Below are 13836 nucleotides of genomic sequence, written 5' to 3' on the forward strand. Positions count from 1 at the left end.
GTCCGTACCAGGGAGTGTTCTCCACGATGACCCTCGTACCAGGCACGATACGACCGCCCCGTCGGCTCGACGACGTTCCCGGCTGGTTCCCCGTTCTCGACCAGGTGCTGTTCGAGTGGTTCCTGGACCGGCAGGAGTCGGCGGGAACGCGGGGCGATCTGCTGGAGGTCGGGGTGTACATGGGCAAGAGCGCGATCTGCCTCGGCCGGCACAGCCAGGGCGGCGAGAAGTTCACGGTGTGCGACCTGTTCGAGGGCGACGCCCTGGACGACGCCAACCAGGCGGAGTCGACGAAGTCGTACGCCTCGCTCACCCGGCGCACCTTCGAGGAGAACTACCTCGCCTTCCACGACACGCTGCCCCGCGTCCTGAAGGGCCCCAGCAGCATCGTCCCGGGGGAGGTCACCCCCGCCAGCTGCCGGTTCGTCCACATCGACGCCTCGCACCTGTACGAGCACGTCCGCGACGACATCGGCGCGGCCCACGACGCCCTGCTGCCCGGCGGGATCGTGGTCCTGGACGACTTCCGCTCGGAACACACGCCCGGCGTGTCCGTGGCCGTCTGGGAGGCGGTGCTCACCAGGGGCCTGCGCCCGATCTGCCTGAGCACCCAGAAGCTGTACGGCACCTGGGGCGACCCCGGGCCCGTGCAGGACGAGCTGCTGGCGATGGTGCGGGGGCGCGAGGACTGTCACCTCAGCATCCAGCAGGCCGCCGGGCACCGCATCGTCCGCCTCAAGTCCAAGAAGGGCATGCAGGCCCCGCCGTTCCCGCCGTCCCGGTTCGCGCACCGCTCGGAAGAGGTCGCACCCGGACAGGTGTCGGCCGCGGCCCCGCTCCGTCGCCGTGGCACGGTCCGCGCCCGCCGTCTCGCGGCCGACGTGCTGCCGCCGATCCTCACGCGCGCGATCCGCAACGGCCTCAGCCGGTCCTGAACCGGGCCTCGATACCGGCGATCACCAGGTCGAGCCCTTCTTCGAAGTGCCGGCCGTAGTCCTCGAAAATCTCCGCGCCCGCCGCGGCCGACAACGGGAAGTCGGCCATCAGGCGGGCGCGTTCGTCCATGTCGTAGCCCTCACGACGTTCGTCCGGCAGCGGCTGGACGCCCTGTTCCTCGCTGACGAAACCGATCGTGTAGAGGTACGCCGTCGAGGTCGCGCGGACCGCCTGGGCGAGGGTGAAGCCGGCCTCCGTGAACAGGCGCAGGGTGTGTTCCATCTCCACGGCGTGCGGGGTGCCGGTGAAGCGTGAGCCGCTGAAGACCTTGGCGCCGTCGCGGTAGCCGAGCAGCGCGTCGCGCAGGCCCCGGTTGGACTTCAGCAGCAGCTCCTGCCAGGTGTCCCCGGGCGCGAGCGGGGCGTCCGCGACCATCCGGCGGTACATCTCCGTCGCCATCTCGTCGAGCAGCGCCTGTTTGTCCTTGAAGTGCCAGTACAGAGCGGGCGCCTTGACGTCCAGCTCCTTTGCGATGGCGCGCAGGGACAGCCCGTCCAGGCCGACCTCGTTCAGCACCTTCAGGGCGGTGTCCGCGACCCGCTTGCGGTCGAGGGGGATGCGTCGTTCCGTACTCACGCTTGACAGCTTAACAGCGTTAAGGGCACCCTCATGGACATCGCAACTTAACAGCGTTAAGGAGATGGGATCATGACGCGACACGTGGACGTACTGATCGTCGGCGCGGGCCCGACCGGCCTCGCCCTCGGCATCGACCTCGCCCGGCGCGGGGTGGACGCGCTGGTCGTGGAGAAGGCGAACGCCCTGTTCCCCGGCTCGCGCGGCAAGGGACTCCAGCCGCGCACGATGGAGGTCTTCGACGACCTCGGCGTGATCGACGCGATCCTCGCGAAGGGCGGCGTCTACCCGGCCGGGGTGGTCTGGCAGGACGGCCGGAAGGTCGGCGAGCACGAGATGTTCGACCCGTCCGAGACGGACCCCGACACCCCGTACGGCACCCCGTGGATGGTGCCGCAGTGGCGCACCCAGGAGATCCTGTCCGCGCGGCTGACGGAGCTCGGCGGGACGGTGGACTTCGGGCGTGAGGTCACCGGCTTCACCCAGGACGAGGCGGGCGTGACCGTCGAGTTCGCCTCCGGTACGGCGGTCCGCGCCCGGTACGTCGTGGCCGCCGACGGCGGTCGCTCGCTCGTGCGCCGGACCCTGGGGATCGGCATGACCGGCGAGACGGTCGACCCGAACCCGATGCTGGTCGCGGACGTCCGCATCACCGGCCTGGACCGCGACAACGTGCACGTCTTCCCACCGCACGGGGACGTCGGCTTCCTCGCCGTCTTCCCGCTGGCCGGCACCGAGGACTTCCAGGTCATCGCCCAGTTCCCGGAGGGCACCGACGTCGACCTCTCGCTCGACGGCATCCGCAGGACCGTGGCCGGCCGCACCCACCTCGCCCCGGAGGACGTGACGGAACTCCGCTGGGCCTCGGACTTCCGGCCGCGCGCCGCACTGGCCGACCGCTTCCGCGCCGGGCGGGTCTTCCTCGCCGGGGACGCGGCCCACGTCCACTCACCGGCCGGCGGCCAGGGCCTCAACACCAGCGTCCAGGACGCCTACAACCTGGGCTGGAAGCTCGGCGCGGTGCTGCGCGAGGGCGCTCCCGAGAGCCTGCTCGACACCTACGAGGAGGAGCGGCTGCCCAACGCCGCCGACATGCTCGGGATCTCCACCGGCGTCCACCGCGGCGAGGTACGGCGCGGCAGGGCCACCCAGCAGCTCGGCCTCGGCCACCGGGACCGCACGCTCACCGTGGAGACCCGCACGGGCCTGCCCGAGGACGCCCTGCGGGCGGGCGACCGAGCCCCGGACCGCACGCTCGACGGCGTACGCCTCTTCGACGCCTTCCGCGGACCGCACTGGACACTGCTGGCCCTGGACACGAAGTCTCCGGCGGCCGTCGGCGACTCGGTGCGCGTCGTGGAAGGACCTGCCACCGAGACGTACGGCACCGGCCTCTTCCTGGTCCGCCCCGACGGCTACGTCGGCTGGGCGGGCGACACGGAGGACGGCCTCGCGGAGTACGCGGACCGCCTCGGCCTCCGCGTCGGTTAGACCGAACTCGCCAGTGACAGCTTCAGCGCGAAGCCCAGGAACAGCGCCCCCGCCGCCGAGGTGGCTCCCGCCGCGAGCCGCCTGCGCCGGCGGAAGGCCGTCGCCAGCCGGGTCCCGCCGAAGATCAGGGCACTGAGGTACAGGAAGCTCGCCAGCTGCGCGAAGGCGCCGAGCACGACGAAGGACAGGGCGGGGTAGGCGTACCCCGGGTCGACGAACTGCACGAAGAAGGCGACGAAGAACAGGATCGCCTTCGGGTTGAAGAGACTCACGACGAAGGCACGGCGGTACGGCCGCTCCTCGGCCGCCTCCGCGGCGGGCGCCGGCTCCATGGCCGCCCGCTCCTTCCGGCTCCGCCACATCGCCCACGCGGCCCGCAGCATCCCGAACGCCAGCCAGGTCAGATAGCCGGCCCCCGCGTACTTCACGATCCCGAACAGCACGGCGTTCGCCTGCAACAGCGAGGCGACCCCGGCCGCGGAGAGCGTCATCAGCACGGTGTCCCCGCACCAGACACCGGCGGCGGCCGTGTACCCGGCACGGGTCCCGCGCCGGGCGGCGACCGAGAGGACGTACAGCGAGTTGGGGCCGGGCAGCAGGACGATCAGGACGAGGCCCGCGAGGTAGGTGGGGAGGTCTATGACACCGAACATGGGATCGAGTGTCGCACGGGAGCCGTGGCGCTCAGAAGGTGTCGTACGGGGGCGGACGGTTCAGAAGGCGTCCGTCGGCACATACGTCCCCCACACCTCCCGCAGCGCGTCGCACACCTCGCCCACGGTCGCCCGGGCACGCAGCGCGTCCTTCATCGGATACAGCACGTTGTCCGTGCCCGCCGCCGCCTTCCGCAGCGCGGCCAGCGCGGAGTCCACCGCCGCCCGGTCCCGTTCGGCGCGGAGACCCGCGAGGCGTTCGGCCTGCCGGGCCTCGATGGCCGGGTCGACGCGGAGGGGCTCGTACGGTTCCTCCGTGTCCAGCCGGAAGCGGTTCACGCCGACCACGACCCGCTCGCCGGAGTCCGTCTCCTGGGCGATGCGGTAGGCGCTGCGCTCGATCTCGCCCTTCTGGAAACCGTGCTCGATGGCACCGACCGCGCCGCCCAACTCCTCGACCCGCCGCATCAGTTCGACCGCGGCCCGCTCGACGTCGTCGGTCATCGTCTCGACGACGTACGACCCCGCGAAGGGGTCCACGGTCGCGGTCACGTCCGTCTCGTAGGCCAGCACCTGCTGTGTGCGCAGCGCGAGGCGTGCGCTCTTGTCCGTCGGCAGCGCGATCGCCTCGTCGAAGGAGTTCGTGTGCAGGGACTGCGTGCCGCCGAGCACCGCGGCCAGCCCCTGGACGGCGACCCGGACGAGGTTCACCTCCGGCTGCTGGGCGGTGAGTTGGACGCCGGCGGTCTGGGTGTGGAAGCGCAGCATCAGGGATTTCGGGTTCCGCGCGCCGAACTCCTCCCGCATCACCCGGGCCCAAATCCTGCGCGCCGCACGGAACTTGGCGACCTCTTCGAGGATCGTCGTACGCGCCACGAAGAAGAACGACAGCCGGGGTGCGAAGTCGTCGACGTCCATTCCGGCCGCGACCGCCGTACGGACGTACTCGATGCCGTCGGCGAGGGTGAAGGCGATCTCCTGCGCGGGCGAGGCGCCCGCCTCCGCCATGTGGTAGCCGGAGATCGAGATGGTGTTCCACTTCGGGATCTCGGCCCCGCAGTACTTGAAGATGTCGGCGGTCAGCCGCAGCGAGGGCTTCGGCGGGAAGATGTACGTCCCCCGCGCGATGTACTCCTTCAGTACGTCGTTCTGGATCGTGCCCGTCAACTGCCTTGCTGGTACGCCCTGTTCCTCGCCGACCAGCTGGTACATCAGCAGGAGGAGGGCCGCCGGGGCGTTGATCGTCATCGACGTCGACACCTTGTCCAGCGGGATCCCGCCGAACAGCACCCGCATGTCGTCCACCGAGTCGATCGCGACGCCGACCTTGCCGACCTCGCCGTGCGCGATGACCGCGTCGGAGTCGTGGCCCATCTGGGTGGGCAGGTCGAAGGCGACCGACAGGCCTGTCGTGCCGTGGGCGATCAGCTGCCGGTAGCGGGCGTTGGACTCCACCGCCGTGCCGAAACCGGCGTACTGGCGCATCGTCCACGGCCGGCCCGTGTACATGGAGGGGTACACCCCGCGGGTGAAGGGGTACTTCCCCGGCTCGCCCAGCTTCTCGGCCGGGTCCCAGCCGGCGAGGGCCTCGGGACCGTAGACGGGTTCGATCGGTGTTCCGGACTCGGACTCGCGCACCATGGTGGGCACCTCCGTTCACCACCATGCCGCGCCGTTCGCGACCCGTCATCCGGGGGTACGTCTCCGGGGTACGACGCCGGTGAGACGACAGGGGTCCGCGATGCGTACTACGGGCATGGGGAGAGTGATCGCCGCCGCGGCGGCCCTGTCGGCTCTGCTGGCGGTGTGCGGCTGCACGGTGCAGGGCACGGACGCGGACGGCAAGCACCACTTGCCCGTGCGCATCCAGCTTCCCGACAGCAGCACCACCAGTAGTGGTGGTGGTGACGCCAAACCCTCCGCCACCCCGAGCACCGTGTCCGCCGCGAACGTCCTGTGGTCCCGCGGCGACAGCGGCGGCGACGTACGCGAGCTGCAGGCGCGGCTGCGGCAGGTCGACTGGCTCTTCGACGGGCCGACGGGGACCTACGACGATCTCACCGAGGAGGCCGTCGCCGGTTTCCAGGGCAAGCGCGGACTGCCGAAGACGGGCGAGACCGACACCGTCACCTGGCAGCGGCTGCTGAAGATGACGCACAAGCCCGGCAAGTGGGACCTGTACCTGATGGGCGGCCAGCCGGCCGGCGCGCCCGACCCGCGCTGCCTCACCGGCCGGGTGCTGTGCATCGACAAGACGACGCGGACCCTGCGCTGGATGATCGACGGGCGGACGGTGTCGACGATGTCGGTGCGGTTCGGCGCGCAGTACACCCCGACCCGGGACGGTGTGTTCCACGTCTACTGGAAGGCCCGGAACTGGGTGTCCACGCTCTACCACTCCCCCATGCCGTACGCGATGTTCTTCAGCGGCGGCCAGGCGGTGCATTTCTCGTACGACTTCTCGATGCGGGGTTACGCGGGCGGCTCGCACGGTTGCGTCAACGTGCGGGACGAGGCGGCCATCGCGGAGCTGTTCGCCCAGGTGCGGACCGGCGACAAGGTCGTCGTCCACCGGTGACACCCGCGGGGCGGAAAACGTGCGGGGCGCGGACGGGACCGGGGGAACGTGTCCCGCCCGCGCCGAGTGCACGAGCCGTAGGTACGGGGGGAACCCCGGCTCTGTGCGACGGCCGATGACCAGTCGGCTCACTCAGTACTGCGCCACGACGGCCAGAAACGTCACACCCCGCGCGAAAAAAGTTCCACGAGTTACGGAAGCGCAGGTCAGAGCGCGCTGTACGTCGGACTCGGCGCCGGCGTCCGGGTGGTGGACGGCGTCTTCCGGACCAGCGGGGCGAAGGCCGAGGGCTCCGGGGTCGCGACCACACCGTTGCCCTTGTTGCCGCCGCCGCTACCACCACTGCCGCCGCTACCGCTGCCACTGCCCGGGGCGATCGGGGCTATCTGACCCTGGCCGTCACCGTCCTGGCCGCCGCTCTGGTCGCCCTGACCGCCCTGATCGTTCTGGTTGTCGCCCTGACCGATGCCGTTCTTGCCGTCGCTGTTGCCGTCGGTGCCCTTGTCGTCCGTGCCGGTGCCGGCGCTCTGGAGGAGGCCCTTGCAGTACGTCCACACGTGGGACGTACCGCCCGCCGCGCCCACCAGGATGCGCTTGCGGCCGGGGGCCAGGGACTTGCCGTCGCGCACGGCACGGCAGGACGAGGTGACGCCCTTCCACCAGCTGCCGGAGCCGAAGGACTTGTCGTCACCGGAACCGGCGGACGGCGTGGGGTTCGTGCCGCTCCCGGCGGCCTCACCGGAGGAGTCGCCGGAACCGCCGCCCGTCGTGGGCGTACCCGAGCCGCCGGTGCCGCTCGGCGGGGGCGAGACGAGGGTGCGGTCGGGGGGCGTCACGGCGGCGGAGATCGAGGCGGCGGGCGCCGGGTCGTCGTGGAACGGCGTCGGGAGGACTCCGGTGGCCGCCGCGACCGCGACCCCGCCGAGCATCCCGACGGCGACCGCGGCGGTCAGCCCGACCTGCACGCGTCTTCCCCAGCGAGGACCCGGAACGGTCGAGGCGGGCCGACCGAGCCGGACGAGCCCGGCGTCGGAGGACTGGGCACGACCGCGCCGGCCGAGGGCGGCCCGCTCGACATCGTTGCCGGTACGCACCGCCCGGAAGGCCGCCAACGCGGCTTCCTCGCCCGGGAGTTCGGCCTTCCCCAGCGAGTGCTCCACGGACAGCGCACCGAGGGTCTTGGCGAGCCGCTCGGCCTGGTCGCGGGCGGCCGGATCGACGGCTTCGAGGGACTCACCGCGCAGCAGGAGCTCGGCGGTTTCGCGGTCCAGCCATCTGTACTGCTCGTCGGCCATCACATGTCCTTCTGCGTCCGCGCGCGCGTATGCGTCACTGTGGCGGACGTCACCGTGCGGTCGCGCGGCTTTCGCTGGGGTGGCAGGGCGTCGAGGGCCGCGGCCGACTCCGGGTCGCCGCCGAGCAGCTCCGCCAGCCGTTTCAGCCCGCGGTGCGCGGCCGTGCGGACGGCGCCGGGCCGCTTGCCGAGGGTCTCCGCGGCGGTCTTGGCGTCGAGTCCCATGACCACCCGCAGGACGACGGCCTCGGCCTGGTCCTGCGGCAGCTGGGCGATGAGGGAGAGGGTGCTGTCGGTGGCCAGGGCCTCGATGGCCTCGCCGGCGGTGTCGGAGTCGGCGGCGCGGCCGGTGAGTTCGGTCTCGTCGGCGACTGTCGCGGGGCGGCGCCCACGCATCCGTATGTGGTCCAGGGCACGGTTGCGGGCGATCCGGGCCGCCCAGCCCCGGAACCGGTCCGCGTCCCCGCTGAACCGGTCCAGGTCACGGGCGATCTGCAGCCAGGCCTCGGACGCGACGTCCTCGGCGTCCGGTTCGCCGACCAGCGTCCGTACGTATCCGAGCAACCGTGGGTGCACCGTGCGGTACACAGTCCGGAACGCGGTCTCGTCCCCGTCCTGTGCCGCAAGCACCGCGGCGGTCAGCTCCGCGTCGTCCCCCAGCACGTGGTCCCTCGAATTTGTCGGTCGCGGCCGCACTCCGGCGCGAAAGGCACGTTACGACCTGAAACTGTTCCTCGTCCATGTCCGTACAAGCTGCAACTACTTGGTTCGGGGTGCGGTGTGACAGAAAACGCACTCATGGCGCTGTAGAGAGTACGGGCCGCCGCGCGGCCCGTGCCGCGCGACGGCCGGGGCCTCTCCTGTGGGGGGTGGCGGCCCCGGCCGTTGCCGTGGCTTTCCCGATGGATGACCTTGCCGCGCCGCCAGTCGTCGACCTGGATCTGCCGGACGCCGCACCGGTCCGCGTGGAGGTCCATTCCTGAGGAGCGTGGCCGCATCGGGCTGCCATGATGACGGACACGCATCTGACCACGGTGGAGGCCACCCTCGTCGGCGCCACCGTGGCGCGTGAACGCGAGAACCGGATTTGGGAACGGCGTGCGACGGTCTACGAGGACGCGCTCACGTCGGTCAACCGTGGCGAGCGGTTCAGGGCGGGCGTCCTGGAGACCGGGGCACCTTCTCGATTCCCGTCAACCGCCGAGCTGTGCTTGCCGATTCAGGGTCCTGGGCATACTGATCCCGTCGACGATCGGGGGATCACGGTTGACGTCGGCCGAATACACTGTGGAGCTGTCCCGCAACGAGAAGGCCCTCGGTGGCGGATTCCTCCGCCACACAGGGCTCGGGCGGCTGACCGCACCCGCCATGTCGATCCCGCCCCTCGGCAACATCCGTCTCGGCTCGACTCCGCCGTATGTTCTCCGCTTCGCAGGCATCATGCTGCTGCAGGAGGACATGTGACGCTTCGAGCTGCACTGTTCGCGAGCGCGGGTCCTCGCCGACGTCGAACCCGCCATCCCGGTCTGGTCCAAATGCGGCTGCCGCCTGCCACACTCCTCCCCCGCGCCTGGTTCGAAGACCTCCCGCTCTTGGCGTCAGCCGCCGTAGAGGGTAGCCAGATCGACCAGGAGGAGATCGTCACGACGGTCGGCCAGGTCGACCATGTCGGGGTAGAAGCCGTGCAGTGAGTACAGGGCCAGAGTGGTGGCAGCGGTGTCGTACCCCTGATCCGCGAGCAGGGCACGGATGCGTTCCAGGCGCTCCAGGTCACCCGTCCCACGACGTGCGGCGGTCGCCTTGGCCTCTCCCAACAGGGCGATCCTCGCGCGGGGAGCCTGCGGACGCTCGCCGGCGGCCAGCGCGATGACGTCGACCTCGTGCTTCGTCCGGGCAGCCTGGTCGGCGACCTCGGTGGTGCCGACCGGGCCGGGCAGTCCAGCGGGCAACAGGGTGTGGGCGTAACGACGGGTGAAGTCGCGGGCCAGGTCTTCGAAGTGCGGTCCTAGGATCTTGGAGTTGAAGGTCGGGGCAGCCTGCTGCCACACCTGCTCGGCGAAGCCCTGCTCCACGGCGGCGGCCTGCGGGAGGGTGATGAGCTGGTTGAAGCGGATGACCGGGTCGGCAAGCGTGATGACGGGGTGCCTGGAGCGGAGGATGTCCTGTTCCCGCTGGATATATCCGGTGGATTCCAGCACTCCGAGCGGGTGAGCGACGGCGTTGCGCGGGCGTTCCAGGGCGGCACCGATCTTGCTGGGGGTAGTGGCGCCATTCGCGATCGCGGTGAGGATGTCGTAGTAGAGCGTGTGCTGGGTGATCCTCGGGTCCTCACGCAGCAGGTACTCGGTCTCGATACGCGAGTACACCGCCCGTCCCGGGTCCAGCAACGTCCGGGTGAGCCAGGTGTCGAAGCCGTCGTCCGGATGCGGCCGGGCAGCCACCGGCCGGTAACCGGGGGCCCCGCCCAGGACCGCGTGCACCTTCAGCGCGGTCAGCGGGTCGGCGATCTGCCAGAAGGCCCGGCTGTCGCGGTAGTCGAAGGGACCCAGCCGTAGATCGACCACGGCACGCCCGCGCAGCGGCTTGGTCCCCGAGAGCAGTTCGTGCATGACACTCATCGCGGAGCCGCACAGGATCAGCCGCGGACCCGGCCCGGCACCGGGCCGTGCGCCGCGCTGGCGTTCGTCGTAGAGCTGTTGCAGCAGCCCCGGGATTTCAGGCGAGTGCTGGAGCAAGTACGGCAACTCGTCAATCACCAGGAGCGGGTGCGACGAACGGGCGGTCACCTCAAGGGCGTTGGACAGGACGTCACGCCAGTCGGTGAGACGGAGGCTCCCCGGCCGCAGACCGGCGTGGGCGGCGACCGCGTCACTGAACCGCTGGATCGCGGGCAGCCGCCCCTCCTCCCGGACCGCTGTGACGTACAGGCCGCCGACCTGCTCGGACAGCGCCTGCAGAAGGTACGACTTCCCATGCCGCCGCCGCCCCGACACGATGCCGAGCCGCATCGCCGGATCCGGATCAGTCAGGAACTCCGCGAGCAGATCCCACTCCCGGTCCCGGTCGACCACGTCGTCCGGCTTGGCCGGCAGGCTCTCTTTCACGCGCTCACCCACAACATCGACTGCGACGGAATACGTCTAAGTGTACTTCGACGGGAATCGTCATACTGGAATTACCCCCGAGCCTCGACACCCGACGGCTAGCCGCATGACCAATGCGTGACCAGTAGCGGCCAGGAACAGTCAGAAAAATCCAGACCAGGGCCGAAGTGGCGGCCCCGGCCGTTGCCGTGGCTTCAGGGTCGGCCGGCCTCGACGATCTTCTCGGCGAGGAGTACCGGATTGCTGAGCATGACCTCGTGACTTCCCGGCATCTGGACAAACCGGTACAGGCCGAGGCGGCTGGACATGCGCGGATGCCATCCCCACTCTCCGGGCGGGAGGGCGATGTCCTCGGTTCCGTTGAGGTACGACCTGGGTGTCCGAAGGGTGTAGAAGCGGGTCAGGTCGAGCTTGTCGACGAAGGGCTGGAAGGGCTCGGGCGACAGCTGCTCGTAGGTTCGCTCCGCCGTGTCGAGGTCGACGTCCTGGATGAACGCTTCCCGCCAGATCGCGAAGGGCAGCATCACGCTGTTGTCCCCGGAGCCGGCCGCCAGTTCCTCGAACAGGGTGCGGTAGTGCGGGGGGACCTCGTCCAGCAGGCTGTTGCCCGGCTGGGGCACGAACGCGTTCCAGAAGATCAGTCTGCTGATGAGCTCGGGGATCTCCTCCGCGACGCGGGCGATCACGGTCCCTCCGAAGGAGTGGCCGAGCAGGATGATGTCGCTGAGGTTCGCGTTCCTGACGAAGTCGACGACCGAGGCCACGCAGTCGTCGTGGTCCACGGCCCTGTCGACCCCTTTGCCGTGCCCTGCGACCGTCGGGCCGTACGCGGTGTGGCCCAGCTCCTGAAGTCTGTCGATCACCGGCTTCCAGAGTGCGCCGTCGTGCCACGAGCCATGGACCAGGACGAAGGTGGTCATGAGCGTTCCTTGTCTTCGTGCGCGAGGGGAGACGAGAAAGCTATGACTCGGGATGCGGGCCTGCTATCCGTCGGGCGCGGCGCCGATCCGGATAGCGCGCAGTGCACGTGGAATCCATACTCGCGTGGGGGAGACAGGCGGAAGAGATGCGGACGATCCCGACGCTGCTTGACACCCGGGACCTGTATGAGGCGCGGACCCGGGTCGCGGTGAGTTACTGCCCGCACGAGATCACCGTGGCGCGGCGGCCGATGGATCTTCACGTCGTACAGACGGAGGCCGTCCTCGGCGAGGTCGCCGTACACCAGCTGTCCTACGGGGCCGCCGTCGACATCGAACCCACGCCTCTCGGCAGCTGGGTCCTCGTCTCGGCACCCCTGCGCGGCGCCCTGACGATCAGGTCGGGCCGGACGGAGCGGACGCTCACCGTCGGCGACTCGGTGGCCATCGACTCGTATCGCCCGTTCTCCCTGAGCTGGGAGGCCGGCTGCCTGTTGCAGACCATCAGGGTGCCCCAGCACCTGGTGCGGGAAGCCGGGGACACGGCCGGGGTGTCGTCCGGTGGTGCCGTGCGGTTCGGGCTGGGTGGACCGACGACGCCAGGAGCGTCCCGCAGCTGGCGGGCCCTGGTCGCGTTGGCCCGGCAGGAGGCGATCGAGGGCGGCCGGTTCACGCGCTCCCCGCTGCTGACGTCGCAGCTCACCAGGATGCTCGCCTCGGCCCTCGTGGACACCTACCCCGTGGTCGACGCCGACGAGGGAGGCCGGCCCGGCAGCGTCCTGCCGCGGGGACTGCGCAGGGCGATGGAACTCGTGGAGCACGAACCCGAGGCCGACCTCTCCGTCGCCGTGCTGGCCGCGGCCGCCTCTTCGAGTCCCCGCGCCCTGCAGGAGGGATTCCGCAAGCACCTGGACATGACGCCGATGGAGTTCGTGCGCGGTGTACGGATGGCACGCGCGCACGAGGAGCTCGCGCGGGCCGACCCGCACAGCGGGACGAACGTGGCACAGATCGCCTCTCGGTGGGGATTCGGCCACCTGGGCCGTTTCGCCCGTGACTACCGGCGCCGCTACGGTCAGCTTCCGTCGACGACGTTGCGGACCTGACCCGTCCAGCCCTCGGCAGGCGCCCTCCGGAGGTCGTCGAGGACGTGCCCGTGCCCCACCGGATGAGCGGTTCCTGCGTGCCCTCTACGGGGCGCTGCCCCCGGGGCGCCAGTCGTCCTCGCGCCGAGTGCACGTCTCATAGGTGCCGGAGTCCCATGCCGCCCGGAACGCCGCCACCGCTCGTCGTTCCGCCTCGGCGTCCACGACTCCCTCGCGCAGGGCCGCGCCCAGCAGGGCCGGGAGGCCCGTGTCGTGGTCAGCCATGTTCGTCTCCGTCCCGTTCCGCCACGTCCAGTTCGCGGGCCAGCCGCTTCAACCCCCGGTAGGCGGCCGTGCGTACCGCGCCGGGGCGTTTGCCGAGCACTCGGGCGGCGGCGGGGCCGTCCAGGCCCACCACCACGCGTAGCAGGACGGCCTCGGCCTGTTCGCGCGGCAGGCCGCGGACCAGGTCGAGGGCGTACTCGGTGGAGAGGGACTCCAGTGCCTGGTCGTGGGTGCTGTGCGGGCCGGGGAGTTCGAGTACGTCCTGTTCGAGCGTCGCGGGCCGGGGGCGCACTCTCTGTCTTCGCAGGTGGTCGAGTGCGCGGTGCCGGGCGATGGTCGCCGTCCAGCCGCGGAAGCCCGCCCCGTCGCCGCGGAAGCGGCCCAGGTCGCGGGCGATCTCCAGCCAGGCGTCGGACGCCACGTCCTCGGCCTCGTCGCCGACCAGCCCGCGCAGGTAGCCGAGCAGGCCGGGCTGCACGATCCGGTACGCGACCGCGAAAGCGCCGTCGTCGCCCTCCTGGGCCCGCGCGACGGCCGCACCCAGTTCCCCGTCGTGCGCGTGCCCGCGGCGGGGCTCGCCTGTCTGACCCAAGGACTGTCCTCGTCCGTACCGAGTCGCGTCGCGAAGAATCCGAAGAATCCACATCCGCACCGGGCGCGGCGGTCCCCCGCACCCCCATGGCCATCAGCGCCGGGCCCCACAGAAATGTCACAGTGCCGCCCGTCCCCGCCCGCCCCACGGACCCCAAACCCCCCGGCACCCCCCGGCAGTGACATTCGGCCACCGTTCAGCGCTTCTCTAAATGCCACCTGTGTGACAGGTGAGGCGATCGTTGACGTTTCTTAGGGGTGGG

General features: G+C 70.6%; 14 protein-coding genes. 5 read left to right on the top strand and 9 right to left on the bottom strand.

Translation table 11 applies throughout. From position 1 onward, the window contains the following. The first annotated feature begins 26 nt into the window (after window positions 1-26). Window positions 27-935, top strand: coding sequence for a class I SAM-dependent methyltransferase (locus tag AB0I69_RS37915; RefSeq protein ID WP_363100287.1), 909 nt, complete (start codon window positions 27-29; stop codon window positions 933-935). On the opposite strand, the gene AB0I69_RS37920 is transcribed toward AB0I69_RS37915, so the two are convergent. Further along, window positions 922-1572 (bottom strand): TetR/AcrR family transcriptional regulator C-terminal domain-containing protein, encoded by a 651-nt coding sequence (locus AB0I69_RS37920; protein WP_363100288.1) that lies wholly within the window; start codon window positions 1570-1572, stop codon window positions 922-924. The two genes, AB0I69_RS37915 and AB0I69_RS37920, sit on opposite strands and share 14 nt — an antisense overlap. Before the next feature lie 72 nt (window positions 1573-1644). Here AB0I69_RS37920 and AB0I69_RS37925 point away from each other — a divergent pair, with 72 nt between their 5' ends. After that, entirely contained in the window at window positions 1645-3063 is a 1419-nt protein-coding gene (locus AB0I69_RS37925; RefSeq protein ID WP_363100289.1) for an FAD-dependent oxidoreductase, read from the top strand. Here AB0I69_RS37925 and leuE read toward each other — a convergent pair. Then, window positions 3060-3716, bottom strand: a complete 657-nt coding sequence (gene leuE, locus AB0I69_RS37930; protein ID WP_363100290.1) for a leucine efflux protein LeuE — start codon at window positions 3714-3716, stop codon at window positions 3060-3062. The genes AB0I69_RS37925 and leuE overlap by 4 nt on opposite strands. A 60-nt stretch (window positions 3717-3776) precedes the next feature. Continuing rightward, window positions 3777-5357, bottom strand: coding sequence for a methylmalonyl-CoA mutase family protein (locus AB0I69_RS37935; RefSeq protein WP_363100291.1), 1581 nt, complete (start codon window positions 5355-5357; stop codon window positions 3777-3779). Window positions 5358-5457: 100 nt separating this feature from the next. On the opposite strand from AB0I69_RS37935, the gene AB0I69_RS37940 reads away from it, so the two are divergent. Further along, on the top strand, window positions 5458-6294 hold the full coding sequence (locus tag AB0I69_RS37940; protein WP_363100292.1) for a L,D-transpeptidase family protein: 837 nt from the start codon (window positions 5458-5460) through the stop codon (window positions 6292-6294). A gap of 206 nt (window positions 6295-6500) precedes the next feature. Here the strand turns inward: AB0I69_RS37940 and AB0I69_RS37945 are convergent, their stop codons facing one another. Further along, window positions 6501-7589, bottom strand: a complete 1089-nt coding sequence (locus tag AB0I69_RS37945; protein WP_363100293.1) for a hypothetical protein — start codon at window positions 7587-7589, stop codon at window positions 6501-6503. Next, window positions 7589-8251 (bottom strand): RNA polymerase sigma factor, encoded by a 663-nt coding sequence (locus AB0I69_RS37950; protein ID WP_363100294.1) that lies wholly within the window; start codon window positions 8249-8251, stop codon window positions 7589-7591. The genes AB0I69_RS37945 and AB0I69_RS37950 overlap by 1 nt, the downstream gene beginning before the upstream one ends. Before the next feature lie 603 nt (window positions 8252-8854). Between AB0I69_RS37950 and AB0I69_RS37955 the strand changes: the two genes are divergently transcribed. Beyond that, window positions 8855-9052: a hypothetical protein gene (locus tag AB0I69_RS37955; protein WP_363100295.1), complete on the top strand. Its 198-nt coding sequence runs from the start codon at window positions 8855-8857 to the stop codon at window positions 9050-9052. A gap of 134 nt (window positions 9053-9186) precedes the next feature. Here AB0I69_RS37955 and AB0I69_RS37960 read toward each other — a convergent pair whose 3' ends face one another. Further along, window positions 9187-10692 (bottom strand): ATP-binding protein, encoded by a 1506-nt coding sequence (locus tag AB0I69_RS37960; protein ID WP_363100296.1) that lies wholly within the window; start codon window positions 10690-10692, stop codon window positions 9187-9189. A 194-nt stretch (window positions 10693-10886) separates the two neighbouring features. After that, a complete protein-coding gene (locus tag AB0I69_RS37965) occupies window positions 10887-11612 on the bottom strand; it encodes an alpha/beta hydrolase (protein ID WP_363100297.1) in 726 nt (241 codons plus the stop codon). 146 nt (window positions 11613-11758) lie between these two features. Between AB0I69_RS37965 and AB0I69_RS37970 the strand changes: the two genes are divergently transcribed. Next, window positions 11759-12718 (top strand): AraC family transcriptional regulator, encoded by a 960-nt coding sequence (locus AB0I69_RS37970; RefSeq protein ID WP_363100298.1) that lies wholly within the window; start codon window positions 11759-11761, stop codon window positions 12716-12718. An 84-nt stretch (window positions 12719-12802) separates the two neighbouring features. Here the strand turns inward: AB0I69_RS37970 and AB0I69_RS37975 are convergent, their stop codons facing one another. Both AB0I69_RS37975 and AB0I69_RS37980 read right to left on the bottom strand, forming a co-directional pair. Then, window positions 12803-12982 carry a hypothetical protein gene (locus AB0I69_RS37975; RefSeq protein ID WP_363100299.1) on the bottom strand — a complete coding sequence of 60 codons (180 nt, stop codon included), beginning with the start codon at window positions 12980-12982 and terminating at the stop codon, window positions 12803-12805. Further along, the gene (locus AB0I69_RS37980; RefSeq protein ID WP_363100300.1) at window positions 12975-13574 is read right to left on the bottom strand and encodes an RNA polymerase sigma factor; all 600 of its coding nucleotides are present in this window, start codon (window positions 13572-13574) and stop codon (window positions 12975-12977) included. The genes AB0I69_RS37975 and AB0I69_RS37980 overlap by 8 nt, the downstream gene beginning before the upstream one ends. Window positions 13575-13836: the final 262 nt, after the last annotated feature.

Source organism: Streptomyces sp. NPDC050508 (genome assembly GCF_040655155.1).
In the GTDB taxonomy this organism is placed as follows: domain Bacteria; phylum Actinomycetota; class Actinomycetes; order Streptomycetales; family Streptomycetaceae; genus Streptomyces.